The organism is Streptomyces sp. ISL-36, from assembly GCF_018614205.1.
In the GTDB taxonomy this organism is placed as follows: Bacteria; Actinomycetota; Actinomycetes; order Streptomycetales; family Streptomycetaceae; genus Streptomyces.
Window position 1 is genome coordinate 1 of the sequence record NZ_JAGGOS010000135.1, and the last position, 17,313, is coordinate 17,313.

At 70.6% G+C, this 17,313-nt stretch carries 20 protein-coding genes, 1 pseudogene and 1 riboswitch; of the genes and pseudogenes, 12 read left to right on the forward strand and 9 right to left on the reverse strand.

What is annotated here, in order from left to right; genetic code table 11:
- Together J7E93_RS30485 and J7E93_RS30490 are read right to left on the reverse strand one after the other, a co-directional pair.
- A partial coding sequence (locus J7E93_RS30485; protein ID WP_215073247.1) for a cation-translocating P-type ATPase occupies window positions 1–1,062 on the reverse strand: 1,062 nt, incomplete at its 3' end.
- Between the two features lie 38 nt (window positions 1,063–1,100).
- Window positions 1,101–1,319: a cation transporter gene (locus tag J7E93_RS30490; RefSeq protein ID WP_215073248.1), complete on the reverse strand. Its 219-nt coding sequence runs from the start codon at window positions 1,317–1,319 to the stop codon at window positions 1,101–1,103.
- A gap of 192 nt (window positions 1,320–1,511) precedes the next feature.
- On the opposite strand from J7E93_RS30490, the gene J7E93_RS30495 reads away from it, so the two are divergent.
- Window positions 1,512–1,871, forward strand: coding sequence for an NADH-quinone oxidoreductase subunit A (locus J7E93_RS30495; RefSeq protein ID WP_215073261.1), 360 nt, complete (start codon window positions 1,512–1,514; stop codon window positions 1,869–1,871).
- A 101-nt stretch (window positions 1,872–1,972) separates the two neighbouring features.
- On the opposite strand, the gene J7E93_RS37545 is transcribed toward J7E93_RS30495, so the two are convergent.
- The gene (locus J7E93_RS37545) at window positions 1,973–2,638 is read right to left on the reverse strand and encodes a hypothetical protein (protein WP_251067310.1); all 666 of its coding nucleotides are present in this window, start codon (window positions 2,636–2,638) and stop codon (window positions 1,973–1,975) included.
- Between J7E93_RS37545 and J7E93_RS37550 the strand changes: the two genes are divergently transcribed.
- The 9 genes from J7E93_RS37550 (at window position 2,588) to J7E93_RS30540 (ending at window position 11,423) form a co-directional block, all read left to right on the forward strand.
- Entirely contained in the window at window positions 2,588–3,364 is a 777-nt protein-coding gene (locus J7E93_RS37550) for a hypothetical protein (RefSeq protein WP_251067311.1), read from the forward strand. The genes J7E93_RS37545 and J7E93_RS37550 overlap by 51 nt on opposite strands.
- Window positions 3,357–4,277 carry an NADH-quinone oxidoreductase subunit H gene (locus tag J7E93_RS30505; protein ID WP_215073250.1) on the forward strand — a complete coding sequence of 307 codons (921 nt, stop codon included), beginning with the start codon at window positions 3,357–3,359 and terminating at the stop codon, window positions 4,275–4,277. Before J7E93_RS37550 ends, J7E93_RS30505 begins: the two co-directional genes overlap by 8 nt.
- A gap of 9 nt (window positions 4,278–4,286) precedes the next feature.
- Window positions 4,287–4,850 (forward strand): NADH-quinone oxidoreductase subunit J, encoded by a 564-nt coding sequence (locus tag J7E93_RS30510; RefSeq protein ID WP_215073251.1) that lies wholly within the window; start codon window positions 4,287–4,289, stop codon window positions 4,848–4,850.
- Window positions 4,847–5,152, forward strand: a complete 306-nt coding sequence (nuoK, locus tag J7E93_RS30515) for an NADH-quinone oxidoreductase subunit NuoK (RefSeq protein ID WP_215073252.1) — start codon at window positions 4,847–4,849, stop codon at window positions 5,150–5,152. The genes J7E93_RS30510 and nuoK overlap by 4 nt, the downstream gene beginning before the upstream one ends.
- Window positions 5,149–6,987: a proton-conducting transporter membrane subunit gene (locus tag J7E93_RS30520; RefSeq protein WP_215073253.1), complete on the forward strand. Its 1,839-nt coding sequence runs from the start codon at window positions 5,149–5,151 to the stop codon at window positions 6,985–6,987. Before nuoK ends, J7E93_RS30520 begins: the two co-directional genes overlap by 4 nt.
- Window positions 6,988–6,992: 5 nt before the next feature.
- The gene (locus J7E93_RS30525; RefSeq protein WP_215073254.1) at window positions 6,993–8,501 is read left to right on the forward strand and encodes a NuoM family protein; all 1,509 of its coding nucleotides are present in this window, start codon (window positions 6,993–6,995) and stop codon (window positions 8,499–8,501) included.
- Between the two features lie 5 nt (window positions 8,502–8,506).
- Window positions 8,507–9,907, forward strand: a complete 1,401-nt coding sequence (locus tag J7E93_RS30530) for an NADH-quinone oxidoreductase subunit N (RefSeq protein WP_215073262.1) — start codon at window positions 8,507–8,509, stop codon at window positions 9,905–9,907.
- A 362-nt stretch (window positions 9,908–10,269) separates the two neighbouring features.
- A riboswitch (cobalamin riboswitch) is annotated at window positions 10,270–10,362 on the forward strand.
- A gap of 60 nt (window positions 10,363–10,422) precedes the next feature.
- Window positions 10,423–10,650: a CbtB-domain containing protein gene (locus tag J7E93_RS30535; protein WP_215073255.1), complete on the forward strand. Its 228-nt coding sequence runs from the start codon at window positions 10,423–10,425 to the stop codon at window positions 10,648–10,650.
- 11 nt (window positions 10,651–10,661) lie between these two features.
- Entirely contained in the window at window positions 10,662–11,423 is a 762-nt protein-coding gene (locus J7E93_RS30540) for a CbtA family protein (protein ID WP_215073256.1), read from the forward strand.
- Between the two features lie 67 nt (window positions 11,424–11,490).
- Here J7E93_RS30540 and J7E93_RS30545 read toward each other — a convergent pair whose 3' ends face one another.
- The 4 genes from J7E93_RS30545 to J7E93_RS30560 form a co-directional block, all read right to left on the reverse strand.
- On the reverse strand, window positions 11,491–11,913 hold the full coding sequence (locus J7E93_RS30545) for a VOC family protein (protein ID WP_374105450.1): 423 nt from the start codon (window positions 11,911–11,913) through the stop codon (window positions 11,491–11,493).
- A gap of 166 nt (window positions 11,914–12,079) precedes the next feature.
- Window positions 12,080–12,682 carry a histidine phosphatase family protein gene (locus J7E93_RS30550; protein WP_215073258.1) on the reverse strand — a complete coding sequence of 201 codons (603 nt, stop codon included), beginning with the start codon at window positions 12,680–12,682 and terminating at the stop codon, window positions 12,080–12,082.
- Window positions 12,683–12,747: 65 nt separating this feature from the next.
- On the reverse strand, window positions 12,748–13,230 hold the full coding sequence (locus J7E93_RS30555; RefSeq protein ID WP_215073259.1) for a hypothetical protein: 483 nt from the start codon (window positions 13,228–13,230) through the stop codon (window positions 12,748–12,750).
- Window positions 13,231–13,335: 105 nt separating this feature from the next.
- A complete protein-coding gene (locus J7E93_RS30560) occupies window positions 13,336–13,719 on the reverse strand; it encodes a hypothetical protein (protein ID WP_215073265.1) in 384 nt (127 codons plus the stop codon).
- Window positions 13,720–13,792: 73 nt separating this feature from the next.
- Here J7E93_RS30560 and J7E93_RS30565 point away from each other — a divergent pair, with 73 nt between their 5' ends.
- The gene (locus J7E93_RS30565) at window positions 13,793–14,947 is read left to right on the forward strand and encodes an aminotransferase class V-fold PLP-dependent enzyme (protein WP_308368841.1); all 1,155 of its coding nucleotides are present in this window, start codon (window positions 13,793–13,795) and stop codon (window positions 14,945–14,947) included.
- Window positions 14,948–15,061: 114 nt separating this feature from the next.
- Here J7E93_RS30565 and J7E93_RS30570 read toward each other — a convergent pair.
- A pseudogene (locus tag J7E93_RS30570) lies at window positions 15,062–15,316 on the reverse strand (DUF1015 family protein); the annotation flags it as partial.
- 373 nt (window positions 15,317–15,689) lie between these two features.
- Here J7E93_RS30570 and J7E93_RS30575 point away from each other — a divergent pair.
- The gene (locus J7E93_RS30575) at window positions 15,690–15,923 is read left to right on the forward strand and encodes a hypothetical protein (protein ID WP_215073260.1); all 234 of its coding nucleotides are present in this window, start codon (window positions 15,690–15,692) and stop codon (window positions 15,921–15,923) included.
- A 16-nt stretch (window positions 15,924–15,939) separates the two neighbouring features.
- Here J7E93_RS30575 and J7E93_RS30580 read toward each other — a convergent pair whose 3' ends face one another.
- Window positions 15,940–17,142 carry an IS110 family transposase gene (locus J7E93_RS30580; protein ID WP_374105449.1) on the reverse strand — a complete coding sequence of 401 codons (1,203 nt, stop codon included), beginning with the start codon at window positions 17,140–17,142 and terminating at the stop codon, window positions 15,940–15,942.
- Window positions 17,143–17,313: the final 171 nt, after the last annotated feature.

Genomic DNA, 17,313 nt, shown 5'->3' on the forward strand with positions numbered 1-17,313 from the left:
GCCGTTCTGGGCGTCCTCGACGAGCTTGGCCATCCGGGCGAGCTGGGTGTCGGCGCCGACGCGGGTGGCCTCGACGACCAGGCGGCCGCCGGCGTTGAGGGTGGCGCCGGTGACGTTGTCGCCGACGGAGACCTCGACGGGGACGGACTCCCCGGTGAGCATCGAGGCGTCGACGGCGGAGGAGCCCTCGGCGACGGTGCCGTCGGTGGCGATCTTCTCGCCCGGGCGGACCAGGAAGCGGTCCCCGACCTGGAGTTCGGCGGTGGGTACGGTGACCTCGCGCCCGTCGCGCAGGACGGTGACCTCCTTGGCGCCCAGCTGCATCAGCGCCTTGAGCGCGGCGCCTGCCTTGCGCTTGGAGCGGGCCTCGAAGTACCGGCCGGCCAGGATGAAGGCGGTGACACCGGCCGCGGCCTCCAGGTAGATGTTCCCGGCGCCGTCGGTGCGGGCGATCGTGAACTCGAAGGGGTGCGTCATGCCCGGCGTACCGGCGGTGCCGAAGAACAGCGCCCACAGCGACCACAGGAACGCGGCGATGGTGCCGACCGAGATCAGGGTGTCCATGGTGGCCGCGCCGTGCCTGGCGTTGGTCCACGCGGCACGGTGGAACGGCCAGGCGGCGTAGACGACGACCGGCGCGGCCAGCGTGAGGCTCAGCCACTGCCAGTACTCGATCTGCAGCGCCGGGATCATCGCCATCGCGATGACGGGGACGGCGAGCGCGACGGCCGTGATCAGCCGCTGCTTCAGCGGCCGCAGCTCCTCGTCGGCCTTCTCCTCGTCCGTGGGGCCCTCGTCGCCGCCGCTGCCCCGGGGGCGCTCGGGCTGGGGTTCGGCGGCGGTGTAGCCGGTGGCCTCCACCGTCGCGATCAGGTCGGCGACCGAGATGCCGGCGTCCGCGTCGAAGGTGACCTTCGCCTTCTCCGTGGCGTAATTGACGGTGGCCTCGACCCCGTCCATACGGTTCAGCTTCTTCTCGATACGGGCCGCGCACGAGGCGCAGGTCATGCCGCCGATGGCGAGCTCGACCTGGGCGGCGCCGGCCGTCGTCGGTGTACTCATGACTGCTGCTCCTCGTTCGTGAGGGGTGATCGTGACGGTCAGGCGCGGCCGATGTAGTCGTAGCCGGCGTCCTCGATGGTCTCCTCGATCAGCTTGTCGTCCGGCTCGGCGGCCGTGTTGACGGTGACCAGGCCCGTGGAGATCTCTACGTGAACCGTGTCGACGGCGTCGAGCTCCCGCAGGGCACCGCTGACGATCGCCTTGCAGTGGCCGCTGTTGACGCCGGCGACCTTGTACGTGGTGCTGTAGGCGGACATGAGCTCCTCCTCCGTATTTGATACCCCCGGGGGGTATCTCGACAGGGACGTTTATACCCCCTCCCCGTATCGGAAAACAACCCCGATCTCAGGACGTCGACAGTGAGCCCTGCCTCAGGGGGTGTTGCCGTTCGGGTGAATGTGGCTGGTGCTCCGTACGTCGGCTCGGGCCCGCGCGCCACGGCGTACAAGATGCGGCGGGTGACTGTGTGGGAGCCGGTGCTGGTGCTGCTGGGGCTGACGGCGGGGGGAATCGCCGGGCTCTACGGCCTCAACGCCCTGTTGGCCGGCAGGCGTGACGTGGTCGATGCGGTGCCCTTCTCGGGCGGGTCCGAGCCGCGCGAGCACGCGCTCTCGCGGTTCCACGTCCGCTGGTACCCCGTCACGATGATCTTCCTCGCGTTCGACATGGAAATGCTCTTCATGTACCCGTGGGTCCGAGTGGTGAGCGAGATGGGTGCTCCGGCGGTCATCGAGATGTTCCTCTTCCTCGGCCTCCTCTTCGCCGCCGTCACCTACGCCTGGCGCGAGGGTGCTCTCCGGTGGACCTGAACCGGGTGCTGCGCCGGGCGGCTACCCGGCGCCCCGCCGTCTTCCTGGTGACTCTCTCCGGGGCTACTGAAGAACGCCTGGCAACAGAGCGGGAACTGCGTCTACGTGGCTGGTCGTCGGCCGACAGCCCGGCCGCGGCGACGCTGCTCGTCGTTGCCGGAAAACCTGACGCGGAGAGCCCGGAGTGGCTCGGTCGGGTCTGGCAGGCGGTGCCTGAGCCGCGGGCGTACGTGACGGTGGATACGGCCGACGAGGCGGAGGCGGCTCTCGACCGCGCACGCCGAGAGCTCGCCATGGGTGAGGAACCCGTCGGGCCCGCGCCAGGAGGGCCGGGCGGCGTTACCCGCCATGGGCGAGCCGGAGGCGAGGGCGACGCTCACCCGACGGACGGCCAGCGGCATCACCCGGGTCCGCACGACGAGCATGCCGGTCATGGCGAGCACGACGACGCCCATGACCACGACGACGCCCATGACCACGACGACGCCCATGACCACGACGACGCCCACGACCGCCACGACGCCCACGACCGCCACGACGCCCACGACCGCCACGGGACTCATGACCACCATGCGGCTCATGACCCCGATGGGGACCACGGCGACCAGGAAGACGGTGATCACCAGGGGCACGGCGACGAGGGCGGCCACCACGGTCATGACGCCCACGCCGGCCACCACACCGGCCATCACGGCGGTGTCGTCGCCGGACGCCCGATGGCCGAGCGGGACGATGACCGGGACGGACTGCGGCTCGACCGGCTGCATCTGAGACTGGGGCCCGCGCTGCCCGACTGGCCGACGGGGCTCGTGCTCGATGTGGCCGTGCAGGGTGACGTGATTCAGCGGGCCGAGACCCTCGTGGTGGCGGCGCCGGCGCGGACGGGCGCCGCCCGCCTCCCCTTCTGGAGCGCGCCCTGGCTGTTCGTGGGCGACGGATCGACCGTGCCGACCGGCGTGGTGGAGCGGCGACGCTGTGCGGCCCACCTGGACAGCCTCGGACGGCTGCTCTCGATCGCCGGCTGGGCACATCAGGCGGGCCGCGCCCGCGCGTTGCGTGACGCGGTGCTGGTGGGTGCCATGGTGACCGATGTCGACGACGACGTACGCCGGTTCGCGCGTCGCGTCCGTTCGTCCCGCCTCCTACGAGGGCTGCTGACCGGGCTGGGGCACCTGTCCGCCGCGCGAGCGGGGGAGCTCGGGGTGACCGGCCCGGCGCTGATCGCCGACGGAGACGTATGGGATCGGCTCCTCGTCTGGCTCGACGAGACGCAGCGCTCGCTCAAGGCCGCGCACGACGGGAGACCCTGGCCGAGCCATGACCTGAACGGGCCGCGCGGTCGCCTCGCAGCGGAACACCCGCCGTCACAGCGCCTTCTGCGGGCCCTGCCCGAGCTCGTGACCGGTGCCGAGTTCGCCTGCGCCCGGCTGATCGTCGCCAGCCTCGACCCGGACCTCGACGAACTGGCACCCACAGCAGTCGCCCATGGCTGAGACCGCGCCCCTGTGGGCCGTCCTCCTCATGCCACTCGCTCTGGTCGTCCTGGCCCTGGCCGCCGCCGGCTTCGACGCCGTCCTCACCTCAGGGCCGTCCGGGGCGCGGCAGGCGTTCGTGGCCCCGCTGTTCGACGTACTGCGCCTCCTCGGTCAGCAGCGGCGCCGTACGGCCGCCTCCGACTCGCTGCTCGGACGTTTGGGGATCGCGTTGGTGCCGGTCGCCGCCGTGCTCGCCGCGGCCGTACTGCCCTGGGGCACCGGCGCGGTCACCGACCCCGTCGTGGGCGTGGTGTGGTTCAACGCGATGGAGGCGCTGGCCTGGGCGGCGGTGTGGTTGGCCGGCTGGGGGCCCAACTCGGCGCTGCCGCTGTTCGGCGGTTACCGCTTCCTCGCGCAGGGCCTCGCGTACGAGCTGCCGCACATGTTCGCGCTGACGACGGCCGCGCTCGGGGCGGAGTCCCTGAGGGTCGGCGACATCGTCGCGGCGCAGCGGGGGCTGTGGTTCGTGGTGTGGATGCCGGCCGCGTTCCTCGTCTACCTGCTCAGCGCTCTGGCGATGTCTTTCTGGGGACCGTTCGGTCATCCGCTGGGCCGGGACGCGGCGGGCGGCGCGGTTGCCGAGTACAGCGGGGCGGACCGGCTCCTGCTCCTGGGCGGGCGGTGGTTGCTGTTCGTTGTGACGGCCGCTTTCAGCGTGCCGTTGTTCCTCGGCGGCGGCCACGGGCCGCTGCTGCCGGCCTGGGCGTGGACGGCGCTCAAGACGGGCGCGGTCCTTGCCGCACTGATCGCCGCACGACGGCTGATGCCGGTACTGCGCATGGAGCGCTACATGGAGGTCGCCTGGATGGTGCTCGTGCCGTTGACGCTTGTGCAGGCGCTGGTCGTCGCCGTCGTCGTACTCGATCGTTAGGGGGCTGCGGTGCTGGACGAAGTCGTCTTCGGCGTACTCGGAGTGCTCGCGGTGGCGAGCGGCGTGATGGTCTTCCGCTTCGACTCGATGGCGCGGGCCACCTACTCGCTGCTCCTGTCGCTGCTGTGCGTGGGCGGCCTGGTGATCCTGCTCGGACTCGACTACCTCGGCGTCGTCACCGTCCTGATGATGACGATCGAGATGGCCATCATGGCCGTGTTCATGGTGATGTTCATGATGAACCCGGCCGGTCTCATGCCGATGTCCATGGTGCACAACAAGAAGGGCGCGGCGATCCTCTGCGCGGTCGTCTTCGCGTTGTTCGTGGCGGGCATCCTCCTCACCCCCTGGCCGAGCCGGGCCGGCACGGCGGACGACGATCCGACGATGGCGCTGGGGGAGTCCCTGATGGGCCCGCACATGCTGACCATGATGACCTTGGGGTTCGCGCTGTTCGCCACGATCGTGGCCACCGTCGTCCTGTCCACGAGTCGCGGCCGTTACGACCGGCTGGGCGACGCCCTCGACGCGCGCCGCGCGAACGATCCCGTACGGGGAGGGGTCGGCCGGTGAACCTGGAACTCTTCCTCGTCGTGGCGGCCGCGCTGTTCAGCGTCGGGCTGTTCGGGGCCCTGACCCAGCAGTCGATCGTGATGCTGATGATGGGGCTCGAGCTGATGCTCGGCGGGGTCATCCTCGCTGCCGCGGCCGTGTGGCACTACATCGCGCCCGCCGCGACCGATGGACAGGTCCTGGTCGTGCTCGCCGTCACCGTCATGGCGGTCGAGATGGCGATCGGGTTCGCCATCGTCACCGCACTCTTCCGCACCCGCGAGGTCGACACCACCGACGAGGCCGCGGAGCTGCGGGGGTGAGCGGGCTGCTGTGGGCGCTGATCGCCGTACCACTCGTCACCGGCGCCGTCCTGGCCGTCTGCGGGAGACGGGCGGACCGTACGGCGCCGGGCATCGCGGTCTCGGCGGCCCTCGTCGACCTCGGCCTCGCCTGCGCCGCGGCCTTCGAACACCCCTCCGCTCAGGCACCGCTCCTGGAGGGCGCGCCGTTCCGGCTGGCCGTGGACGGCCTGTCCGGCCTGATGGTCGTCACGGACACGGCGGTGACGGCGGCGGTCCTGCTTTTCAGCGTCGCCGACATCGGGCCGCGCGAGGCGCGGGCACGGTTCTTCGGCCTCATGCTGCTCTTCAGCGGCGCGATGCTCGTCACCGTCACCGCCACCACCCTGCCCGCCCTGCTGATGAGCTGGGAGGTCATGGGCGCCACCTCCTGGGCCCTCATCGGGTACTGGTGGCAGGACCCGGCACGCGCGACTTCGGCGGACATCGCGTTCCTCACCACCCGTACCGCCGACCTCGGCCTCTACCTGGCGTCCGGCGCGGCCCTTGCCGCCGGCCAGAGCATGGCGTTCGATGGACCGGAGCGGGCGGCGAGCCCGTGGCTGCACGTGCTGACCGCAGGGGTCATTGCCGCGGCGCTGGGTAAGTCGGCCCAACTCCCTTTCAGCTTCTGGTTGTCGCACGCGATGCGGGGCCCCAGCCCGGTTTCGGCGCTGCTGCACTCCGCCACCATGGTCGTCGCGGGCGCCTACCTCCTGCTCCGGTTCGCGCCCCTTCTCGCCGCCTCCGGCTGGGGTGACGACACGGTGGCCTGGACCGGCGCGGTCACGGCGGTCGCGCTCGGCCTGGTCGCGGTCGCGCAGAACGACCTCAAGCAGCTGCTCGCCGCGTCGAGCTGCGCACAGATCGGCTTCATGGTGCTCGCGGCCGGAGTCGGCTCGACCGTGGGAGGGGTGCTCCAGCTCATCGCCCACGCCGCGGCGAAGAGCTTGGCGTTCCTCGTGACCGGCTTCTGGCTCACGCGTCTCGGTACGCAGCAGCTGTCCGGACTGCGCGGCGCCGCCCGTGGAGATCCCGTCTCCGGGGCGGCCTTCACCGTGGCCGCGCTCGCCCTCGCAGGCGTACCGCCACTCGCCCTGTGGGCGTCCAAGGACGTCCTCCTCGCCGGAGCACTCGAAACCGGTCCCGGCCTCTACGCCGCCGGTCTTGTGGGATCCGTGATCTCCGCCGTATACAGCGGCAAAGCCCTCTGGTACGTGTGGCAACCCGCCACCGTGGCGGACCGCCGGCCGCTGGAGCGTCCACCCGCCACCGTGATCCTCCCCTTCAGCAGCCTCGCCCTCGCTTCGCTCGCCCTAGCACTCCTCACGCTGCCCTCGGTACGGGAAGCCGTCGCCCGTACCCTCGGCGCGAGCGGAGAAGTCGTCCCGCATGCATGGGAGTTCGCGGTCAGCGGGGTGCTCGCGCTCACGGCCTCGGCCGCCGCGTGGTGGTGGGGCGACCGCCGGAACCTGGACTCCGCCCGATGGGCACGGCAGTGGCTGGGCCTGGAGGCCGCCGCCCGCCTGCTGCTCGTACGCCCGACGCTGCGGCTCGCGCACGCGCTCGCCGCCTTCGACGACCGGATCCTCGACCGGGCCGTCGACGACCTCGCCCGCGGTGTCCTCCGGTTCGCCACCACCGTCGATCTACGGGCGGAGACGGCGGTGGACGGCACCGTCGAAGAAGTCGCCGCCACGAGCCGGACGCTCGGGCGCCTCGCCCGCCGCCCGCAGACCGGGCAGCTCCACCAGTACCTCGCTCAGGCCGTCGCGGCCTTCACCGTCCTCGCCCTCGTGCTCGTCCTCGTGAGGTGACCGCCGTGCTCACGGCCCTCGTCCTGCTCCCCACCGTCGCCGCCGCGCTGCTGCTCCGCCTCCCGCGCCGCACGCCCCACCACATCGTCCGCGGCACCTGGATCGCCGTCTCCGCGACGGTCCTCGCCCTGGTCGTCGCCGTGTGGGCCGGCTACCGGAACGGCGCCGGCATCCAGTACGAGACCAACGCCCGATGGATCCCCAGCGCCGGCATCGGCTACCACGTCGGAATCGACGGCCTGTCCCTGCCGCTCCTCGCCATGACCGCCGTCCTGTTCCTCGCCTGCTCCCTCTACGCCCTTCGACAGACCGACCGGGTAAGGGAGTTCACGGCGCTCTTCCTCTTCCTGGAGACCACCTGCCTCGGCCTCTTCGCGGCGCTCGACCTGATCCTGTTCTTCGTCTTCTTCGATCTGTCGATCGTCGCGATGTACTTCATCATCGCCGGATGGGGCCAGGCTCCGAACGCCGGCCGTGCGGCGATGAAGTTCTTCCTCTACACCTTCACCGGCTCCCTCGCCCTCCTCCTCGGCTTCATCGGCCTTTACCTCGCCGCTGCCCCCCACACCTTCGACATGGTCGAACTCGGCCGGCAGAACCCCCTCGCCGGCCGCTCCGCCTACGGCGCCGTGGTCCTCCTCGCCATCGGCGTCGGCCTGGCCGTCAAGACCCCAACCGTGCCCTTCCATACCTGGCTGCCGCCCGCCCACACCGAAGCGCCCGCCGAGGGATCGGCCATCCTCGCGGGCGTCCTGCTGAAGATGGGGACGTACGGGTTCCTCCGCATCGCGATGCCGCTGCTGCCCGAGGCGTGGCGCTCGTACGCGCTCGTCTTCGTCGTCGTCGGCCTGGTCTCCGTCTTGTACGGAGCACTCGTCGCCCTCGCCCAGACCCAGTTCAAGCGCATGATCGCCTACACGTCCGTCAACCACATGGGCTACATCCTGCTCGCGATCGGCGCCGCCGCCTCCCTCGCCTCCGACACGGCCGACGCGCGCCGCCTCGCCGTCACCGGAGCGACGTACCAGATGGTGAGCCACGGCCTGCTCACCGGCGCCCTGTTCCTCCTCGCGGGCGTCCTCTACGAACGTGGCCGTACGTACGACATGGCCGCGTACTCCGGAATCGCCACCCGGGCGCCCGTGTTCGCCGCCCTGACCGGCGTCGCGGTGTTCGCCTCGCTCGGGCTTCCCGGTTTCTCCGGCTTCATCGCGGAGTTCCAGATCCTCGCCGGGAGCCTCGGGCCCAGGCCCGTCGCGACCGGACTCGCGACGCTCGGCATTCTGCTGACGGCAGCCCTGCTGCTACGAGCCCTGCAACGCATGTTCCTTGGACGGCTGCGACTGCCGGACGCCCCCGGCAGCGCCCGTCCCTTCGCCGACATCCGCGCCCATGAGGGCCTCGCCATCGTCCCCCTGCTCGCCCTCGCTGTCGTCCTCGGCCTCGCGCCCCGCTTCCTCCTCGACGTCATCGAGCCCGCCTCGCGCCGGGTACTGGACCTGCTCGCCCGATGACCGAGATGACCGGCATGGACGAGAACCCGCTCGACCTCCTCCCCGAAGTGCTCCTCGGCGCCTCCGCGGTGCTCGGCCTGCTCCTCGGAGCCTGGCTGCCCCGCCACCGGCAGTGGATCGTGCCCGCGCTCGCCGCGGTCGCGTGCACCGCGGGCATCGTGGCGGCGGCGGTCGCGGCCACGGACGGCCCGATGACGGCGTTCGACGGAGCCTTCGCGATCGACCCCGTCACGTCCACCGTCCGTATCGTCGTCCTCGCCGGCACCCTCGTCGTGCTCGCCCTCGGCTTCGTGCCCTTTCGGGGGCACGCGCGCGAGAGCGAGTTCCACGTCCTGGTCCCACTCGCTTCACTCGGCGCCCTGATGCTCGCGGGGTCCCAGGACCTGCTGCTGCTCGCCGCCGCCTACCTGCTCGCGAGCGTCCCGGCGTACGCCCTCGCGGGCTTCCGCAAGGACGGACCGGGGACCGAAGCGGCCCTGAAGTTCTACATCGTCGGCGCGCTGCTCGGCGTCGTCCTCCTCACCGGGATCACCCTGCTCTACGCCGCCGGCCGCGCCACCGCCTACCCGGCGCTCACCGAGGCACTGCCCGCCGCGCCGGAACCGCTCGTCGCCGTCGGCGTCGTGGGCGTACTCGCCGGCCTGCTGTTCAAGGCCGGGGGAGTGCCCGGCCACTTCTGGGTGCCCGACGCTGTACAGGGCACTTCGCCGCCCGTGGCCGCCCTCCTCACCACCATCCCCAAGATCGCCGCGCTCGCCGCCCTGTACCGCCTCGTCGCCGAGCCCCTCGCCGACACCGGCGTACCGGTACCCGAACTCGTCGCCGTGCTCGCCGCAGCCTCCATGACCCTCGGCAACCTCGCCGCCTTCTTCCAGAGCGACGTGCGGCGCCTTCTCGCCTACTCGACCATCAGCCAGGTCGGCTACTTGCTCATGCCCGTCGCAGCGGCCCAGGACAGCGACCTCGCACGAGAGGCGCTCCTCTATTACCTCGCCGCCTACGCAGTCACCAATCTCGGGGCCTTCGCCGTCGTCTGCGCCCTGCAGGAGCTGCGGACCGTCGACGCGTACAGAGGTCTCCTGCGCCGTCGCCCCGCGCTCGTGTTCAGCCTCGTCGTCTGCCTCCTGGGCCTGGTCGGCACCCCGCCGACGGCGGTCTTCCTCGGCAAGGTGGAGGTCTTCACCGCGGCCGCCGACGCCGGACTCGGCTGGCTCACCGTCACCGCCGCCGTCAACACCGTCGCCTCCCTCTTCTACTACCTGCGCTGGATCCGCCCCGCCGCCTCCCCGACGGGCGCACCTGAACACCTTCACACCCAGCCGCTCGCGGAGGTGGTCGCGTACGGCACCGCGGCAGCATCCGTCGTCCTCGGCATCGCCGGCGGCCTCGTCCTCGCGTCCGTGTGACCCGATACGGAGCACCCCTACGGAGGCCGCCGGACGGGGGAGGCTCCAGGGTGCGTCAGTGACGTGTGGCCGCGCGCCGGAAACCCCAGCGGCCCGACGCCACTCGATCCCCGGACTCCGCAACCAGCTCGCCGGCCGCAAGAAGTAGGCGCCCCGCCACCCAGGCGTTTCTGTCGTCAATCCGGCACCCTGGGGAGCCCCACGTCTGGGATGATCGCCGTACCCGTCCCGGCGGAACTCCCCCGTGCCGCCGGGACGGGCCTTGCCAACGGGTCTCCTGGTCGCCGCCGTGCGATACACGCCACCTTGGCGGATTGCCGCCGTAGCGCTACCGTCTCGGGCGACAGGACGACGGCATCGACGGAAGCCCGGTGAAAGTCCGGCACGGTCGCGCCACTGTGTACCGCTCGGCGAGCCTTCCCCCGCAGGGGGTGGCGAGCTGCGGTGAGTCAGACCCGTACGCCGTCGTCGCGTGCTCCAACGAACGGGACGCGAGTTCCCAAGGAGGCAACGCCATGGCGCAGTCCGCCATCGCCCCACTGCCCGCATCTTCCGACACGTCCACGCAGGCGCCGCTGCCCGTGAGGGCGGTCCTGCCCTGGGCGGCGTTCTTCGGCGTTCTCATGCTCGTGCTGCTCTACTTCGTCGGCACTGAGCAGGGCGCTCTTTCCGTCTTCTCCGGCGAGACGGTGCACGAGTTCGTGCACGACGGTCGCCACCTGCTCGGCTTTCCCTGCCACTGAGACGTGAGCACATGAACTCGACAACCGTGCGCACCCTCCTGGTGCGCGGCATGTTCGCCGGTGCTGTGGCGGGCCTGCTCGCCTCCGTCGTCGCGTACGTCATCGGCAACCCGTCCGTCGACGCCGCCATCGCCTACGAGGCGGCACACAGCACCGAAGCCGGCCACGAGATGTTCAGCCGGGCCCAGCAGTCGACCATCGGTCTCGCGACCGCGATGACGGTGTTCGGCACGGCCATCGGTGGCATCGGCTCGCTGGCCTTCTGCTTCGCGTACGGCAGGATCGGGCGCTTCGGCGCCCGGGCGACTACGGCGCTCATCGCCGTGGGGCTGTTCGCCACCACCTACCTGGTGCCGTTCCTGAAGTACCCGGCCAACCCGCCCGCGACGAGCGATCCCGCCACGCTGAACCAGCGCACCACGCTGTTCTTTCTGATGATCGCCCTGAGCGTGCTGCTGGGCATCGCCGCCGTGATGCTCGGACGGACCCTCGCCCCGCGCTGGGGTACCGGGAACGCCGCCGTCGCCGCCGTGGCGGCGTTCGTCGCCATCCTCGCTGCGGCCATGGTGTTCCTGCCGACGGTCGACGAGACGCCGGCGGACTTCCCGGCGAACGTGCTGTGGCAGTTCCGGCTGGGAGCGATCGGTACGCAGATCGCTCTGTGGGCGGCGTTCGCCCTGGTCTACGGACGCCTGGCCGAGCGCGTCCTCGAGCCGCGCCCCGCATTCGGGGCCGGTTCCGCCGCGGGACAAACCGCGACAGCGGCTCACTGACGTTCCGTACGGAGCGTCCCATACGGGAGGGGCTTGCCGGGGGCGCGCCCGGCAAGCCCCTCCCGTTTCAGTTTGCGGCCGACATTCCGTGGTCCGACGCCGCCAGGCCGCGCCGCAGTTCCTCTTCGGACACGTCCTTCAAGTGGGTCAGGAACACCCACAGGTGGCCATAGGGATCGCGCAGGATCGCCGTACGGTCGCCGTGGAACTGGTCGGCGGGCGGATGGATCAGCTCGGCGCCCGCTGTCACGGCCCGTTCCACCATCTCGTCCACGTCCGGGACGAACACGTGCAGGGCGACCGAGGTGCCGTTCAGCGCGGCCGGGGCGGTGAACGGGCCTTCCGAGACGTCGCCGAGCATCAGCACGGACTCGCCGATCCTGATCTCGGCGTGCATCACCCCGCCCTGCGGATGGGCGAGCCGGAACTCCTCCACCGCCCCGAAGGCGACGGCATAGAACGCGATCGCCGACTCGGCGTCGGAGACCATGATGTGCGGCACCACGGACCGCTGGTAGCGCTCGGGAACGCGTGTCGAGGACGATGCCTCGGCCTGAGAGTCGGAGATGGACGAGGACGTGGGCTGCGTGATCTCTGTCATGGCTCCGACCGTAGAACCTCAACCTTGCTTGAGATCAACCCCTTGCGGAGGAACGTCAAAGCGGCTCTCCACTGCCTTCGCTTGTGACCGGCTCCAGGCGCAGGTTCCACCGGCCCGACCGGCCGCTGAGCTGGACGACGGCCAGCGGAAGGACGTCCACCCGCCAGAATGAGGAGGGCGGTGCGGACAGGGCGCAAACCACAGCGGCCCGTGCCACAGCCTGGTCGACCACGGCGGTGACCCGACCCGCGTCGGCGGGGAGCGTGTCGAGCCAGGTCGCCGTCCGGCGGCAGAGGGTGGCCACGGACTCGCCGCCGTGGGGGGCGGCCTCCGGGTCGGCCAGCCAGGCGGCGAGTCCCGAGGGGTCGGCGGCTGCGACCTCGGCGAGGGTCTGGCTGTTCCAGCTCCCCGTGTCGAGATCCCGCAGCGCGGGCTCCACCGCCACGGATTCCCAGCCCAGCGCCGACGCGGTCTGGCGGCACCGCGCGGACGGCGCCATGAGCAAGGTAGCTGCCGCGGGCAGCCGACCGGCCATTGCACGTACCTGCCGGAGGGTCCGCTCGCCGAACGGCGTCTCGACTTCTGACGGGTCCCCGAAGCGCACCTCGCGCCCCACCGGCGCGGCGGCGGCGCACACCAGCGTGAGTCGGACGGTCATGCAGCATCCTTGGCGAGGTTGTCACGATGTCGTCAGTTTCGACGACGGCTCATCGTAGGTCGTTCCTACGGCGAGGTAGCCAGCGATCCGGGATGAGATTCGGGGCCGCCGAGTGCGATCCCTTGGCCAGTGCACTCGGCACCGTGCACATACCACTGATGGCCCGGCTCGCTCTCTTGGTCGCCCTGCGGTGGATGCAGCTTCTGGTGGTTGCAGCTTCCTCCCTCCTCCTGTGGAGTCCTCTGCGGCTGCTTTCCCCGGAGTCCTGCCTCGGCGGCGGGGTCTGGGCGCCGTTGGTTTTCGTTGTCCTTTTTGCGCTCTCCACGCTTGCCTCCTTTCCGGAGCCGGTGCTCAACGCGGCGGCCGGAGCGCTGTTCCAAGCGGTGAAACTCGCCGCAGCGTTCTCCGGGGTGCGGCTCAGCGCATTCACGGCGGCGACGGCAGTCGGTGTTCTGCCTGGCACCGCCGTCGTACGTGGTCGCCGGCGCCTCGGCTTCGTCGCCCACGTCGCCGGCTTTCGTGATCTCGACCGCGGCCATGGTCGCCATGACCGCGGCCACGCTCGTCCCGCTTTGGCGATCTCGGCACCGCGAGCGCGTCCCGAAGGCCGTCGAGACCGCTTGATCCCAGAGGAAGCGGACATCGCGATCCAGCTACTTGCCGTGAGCAGAAATTTCGGGCTGGGTGAGGGCCGTGGCCGAGGCGCGGCGTATGCGGTGGTGATACATCCGGCCTGCGGTGTTCCAGTCCTGCGGGGTCTGCCTTGCGATGGCGTAGCTGGCCTTCTTCAGCAGGTTGAGCAGCCCAGCCACGGCGCGAGAGCGATCCGTCGGAAGAAGGGTGTCTGCTTTGGCGTCGCTGTCATGAACAGAGGTCGTTTGGGTGACGGTTCTGTCGGCACTCGCGACCACCTCGCGTAGCGTCGTTACCAGAAGGGCTTCCTGCCGCTCCACCGGTCGCGGTGCAAAGGGGTGCTGGATGTCGATGACGAGTCGGCGCGATCTGCTGGCGCGATCTGCGGGCGCGGTGGCGGTCACCCTCGTGCCCAGCTCCTGCGCGGCAGGGGTGGGCGCACCACGGGCGCGGCCGGTCACTACGGTCGACGGGCGCGTGGACTGGGACGCCTTGCGGGCGCAGTTTCGTCTGGAGCCGGGATGGGCGAACCTCGCGTTGTTCTACCTGGCCTCGCATCCGAAGGTGGTGCGGGACGCGGTGGATCATCTGAGCGCACAGGTCGACGCCAATCCTCTGGCCGCGCCCGGGGGGATGGCGCTGCCCGACGGTCCGACCGGATGGCTCCGGGTACGCCAGGCGCTCGCGGCCTATCTGGGAGGCCGGGCGGAGGACATCGCGATGACGGCGAGCACGAGTATCGGGCTGGGTGTCGTCTACAACGGCGTCGTGACCCGTCCGGGCCAAGAGTTCCTGTTGACGGAGCACGACCACATCTCCCATCGCACCGCCGCCCGGTTGGCCGCCGAGAAGCATGGCAACAGGGTGCGGCTGGTCTCCTGGTTCGCCGATCCGGCCACCGCGACGGCGGACGGCATCGCAGTGGCGGTCGGCGAGGCGATACGCCCCAACACGAGAGTCGTGGGGATCACCTGGGTGCAGTCCAGTACGGGGCTTCGGATGCCGGTGCGTGCGGTGGCCGAGGTGGTGCGCCGGGTCAATGAAGGGCGCGGTCCTGCCGACCGGTGCCTGCTGGTCGTCGACGGCGTCCACGGGCTGGCGGCAGTTGATGAGGATGCCGCCGGCCTGGGCGCGGACGTGGTGATCGCCGGAACGCACAAATGGCTGTTCGGTCCGAGGGGAACGGGGCTGGTCTGGGTGGCGCCGGACGTCCTGGAGCAGCTGCGGCCCACGTTCGTGAGCTTCATCAGTGGCGGGGGAGCAGCGTCCCTGTCGCCCGGCGGGTTTCTGGCGTTCGAGCATGCCTTCGCCCTGCCGGTGGCGGTGGCGCTGCATGAGCAGCTGGGCCGAGCACGCGTCGCCACCCGCATCACACAGCTGTCGACCCGGGTGAAACAAGGACTGAGCCGCATCCGCGGGGTCACCGTGCACACTCCTGCCGACGCGGAACTGTCAGCGGGCATCACCTGTTTCAGTGTGGCAGGCCACACCCATCAGCAGGTCGTCGACCACGCCGCCGCCCACCGCGTGCGGCTGTCCACCTCGACCTACACCCGCATCGGCACCGCCGTCATCAACACTCCGGCAGAGATCGACACCGCACTCAACAGCCTGGCAGATCTCACCCGCTGAAAGCCGTTCCGTCCTTTCCCGGGGGCGTGGCTGGGGCGTTCGGCACGGGGCCTGCTCGGTGGTGTCGGTGCAGGCCCAGAGGGTGTGGGTGATCCCGCCGACCTGGGCCTGGGAGAGCGGCTTCCGTCGGGCGATGTCGGCGACGACGGCATCCGCCGAGGAGGCCGGAGCCCGGTGGGCGAGCAGCAGCGGCTCGAGCTGGGCACGCAGCCTGGCCACGTGCGCGGCTCGTTGCCCGACGACGTGCGGTTGTACGTCCTCGTGCGGGAGAAGCGGGGCCGCGCCTGGAGCGCCGAGCTCCAGTTCGCCGATGACCCCACGCTGGAGGACCTGGTCGTCGACGCGCTGTTCGTAGACGTATAGGGGCAGGCAGAGGGTCCCGTACGAGGATTTCGCGTCGGAGTCACCGTGCCAACTGGCCTGCGGCGCCGCGAGGTTACGACGAGTATAGGAGGCGGGCGAGGTGGTGGGGGCGTCGGGGCAGCGCGCGTGCGTGAGCCGGCTTCATGCCGTCGTACGGCCGGCAGATCACCGCCGCTCAGGTTGCCGGCGAGAGCTTCGTTGTAGCGCACGCCCGGAACGGCCGAAGGCGCGGTCCGGCTGGGGGCGCGGAGGGAGTGGGGGTCACGTGGTGCTCCGTGGTCAGGGCATGGCCGGGGGGGGGGTGCCCCTATGTGTTTGGTCAAGGTCCAAGGCCAGTAGGTTCGTGCGGTCGAGGGCGGGCTGAGCCGTAGGAGTGTGCATGAGTGATAGCCAGGTCACGATCAAGCTCACGAGTGACGAGGCGCTGGTGCTGTGGCACTGGCTGGAGAGGCTCCAGATGACGGACCTCAGCCGCGTTGTCGACGATCCTGCGGTCTGGGCGCCGATCCATCGGATCGCCGGAACACTGGACAAGGCACTTCCTGAACTGTTCGCCTCCGACTATGACCAGCGGATTGGGGCCGCTCGACAGCGGCTTCGACCGGAAGACTGACCGACCGGCCTGAACCTCACCTCGCCCCCGCAGGTTGGGGTTCGTAGAAGGTTCCGTCGCGGAGCATCGCGAAGAGGACGTCGGCCCGGCGTCTCGCGAGGCAGAGCAGGGCCTGGGTGTGGTGCTTGCCCTGGGCGATCTTCTTGTCGTAGTAGGCCCGCGACGCTGGGTCGCCCAAGGCGGCGAACGCGGAGAGGAAGAAGGCGCGTTTGAGCTGCTTGTTCCCTCTCCTGGAGGGCTGTTCGCCGCGGATCGAGGAACCCGAGCTCCGGGTCGCAGGGGCGAGCCCGGCGTAGGCGGCGAGGTGGCCGGCGGTCGGGAAGGTGCTGCCGTCGCCGACCTCGATCAGGATCCTGGCTCCGGTCCTGACGCCGATGCCCGGCATCGACGTCAGGACCTTGGAAAGAGGGTGGTCCTCCAGGAGTTCCTCGATCCGCCCGGCCAGCAGCTTGCGCTGATCGAGCACGGCGGCGAGCGATCCGGCCAGGCTCGGGACGATCAGCGCGGCCGCCTCGGTCCCCGGAACGGTGACGGTCTGCTCGTCCAGGGCGGCGAAGATCTCCTCGACCAGGCGCTCGGCCATCCTCGGCGCCTTCGGCCGCAGCAGGGTGACCAGCCGTCGGCGTCCGGCTTTGCGGATCTGGGCCGGTGACCCGAATCGTTCCAGCAGCGTGAGGACGGCCGGGTGCTGCAACCGCGGCCCCAGCACGCGTTCCAGGGATGGGTGGATCTGGGTGAGCAGGACGTGCAGCCGGTTCGCGAGCCGGGTGGCCTCGCCGGCCAGGTCGTCGTCGAACCCGACGATCATCTCCAGCTCGGCGATCGTCTCGTCCTCGCCGTCGATCGCCCTCAGCGTGTGAGGCATCGCTCGGGCCGCGTCCGCGATGATGAACGCGTCCTTCGCGTCGGTCTTCGCCTCGCCCGGGTAGAGGTCGGCGATCCGCCGCATCGTCAGGCCCGGCAGGTAGGCGACCGGACAGCCCATGCCCCGGGCGACGGCCAGCGGCAGGGTACCGATCGAGGCCGGCTGGTCGACCACGACCAGCACGGTTCCGTGCTTGGCCTGGAGCTTCGCGAACAGCTCGCGGAGCTTCGGCTCGGTGTTGGGCAGCCGCTTGTCGAACGCCTTCTTCCCGGCCGGGGTGACGGCGGTGGCGTGGTGTTCGCCCTTGCCGACGTCCAGGCCGAGGAAGAAGGCGATGTCGCCGGTGTCGATCACGTGCAGGCCCCTCCATCACGCTTTCGTCCGGCCTTGCCAGGGCACCGAGCTGCCACATCCACGTTACGGAGAGCTCTTCCGGCCTGGGTGAAGCCGGTGCTCAAGCCCCTCATCAGCGGTCCGTCGATGCCTCCGGACCCGGTGACACCACCCCCCGGATCATGAACAACA

What these genes read in the sequence shown, in the direction of transcription:
- J7E93_RS30490 (WP_215073248.1), bottom strand. Translation starts at nt 1,319, where the DNA reads ATGTCCGCCTACAGCACCACGTACAAGGTCGCCGGCGTCAACAGCGGC.
- J7E93_RS30495 (WP_215073261.1), top strand. Translation starts at nt 1,512, where the DNA reads ATGCGGCGGGTGACTGTGTGGGAGCCGGTGCTGGTGCTGCTGGGGCTG.
- J7E93_RS37550 (WP_251067311.1), top strand. Translation starts at nt 2,588, where the DNA reads ATGGCCGAGCGGGACGATGACCGGGACGGACTGCGGCTCGACCGGCTG.
- J7E93_RS37545 (WP_251067310.1), bottom strand. Translation starts at nt 2,638, where the DNA reads ATGCAGCCGGTCGAGCCGCAGTCCGTCCCGGTCATCGTCCCGCTCGGC.
- J7E93_RS30505 (WP_215073250.1), top strand. Translation starts at nt 3,357, where the DNA reads ATGGCTGAGACCGCGCCCCTGTGGGCCGTCCTCCTCATGCCACTCGCT.
- J7E93_RS30530 (WP_215073262.1), top strand. Translation starts at nt 8,507, where the DNA reads ATGACCGGCATGGACGAGAACCCGCTCGACCTCCTCCCCGAAGTGCTC.
- J7E93_RS30535 (WP_215073255.1), top strand. Translation starts at nt 10,423, where the DNA reads ATGGCGCAGTCCGCCATCGCCCCACTGCCCGCATCTTCCGACACGTCC.
- J7E93_RS30540 (WP_215073256.1), top strand. Translation starts at nt 10,662, where the DNA reads ATGAACTCGACAACCGTGCGCACCCTCCTGGTGCGCGGCATGTTCGCC.
- J7E93_RS30545 (WP_374105450.1), bottom strand. Translation starts at nt 11,913, where the DNA reads ATGGTCTCCGACGCCGAGTCGGCGATCGCGTTCTATGCCGTCGCCTTC.
- J7E93_RS30550 (WP_215073258.1), bottom strand. Translation starts at nt 12,682, where the DNA reads ATGACCGTCCGACTCACGCTGGTGTGCGCCGCCGCCGCGCCGGTGGGG.
- J7E93_RS30555 (WP_215073259.1), bottom strand. Translation starts at nt 13,230, where the DNA reads ATGGCGACCATGGCCGCGGTCGAGATCACGAAAGCCGGCGACGTGGGC.
- J7E93_RS30575 (WP_215073260.1), top strand. Translation starts at nt 15,690, where the DNA reads ATGAGTGATAGCCAGGTCACGATCAAGCTCACGAGTGACGAGGCGCTG.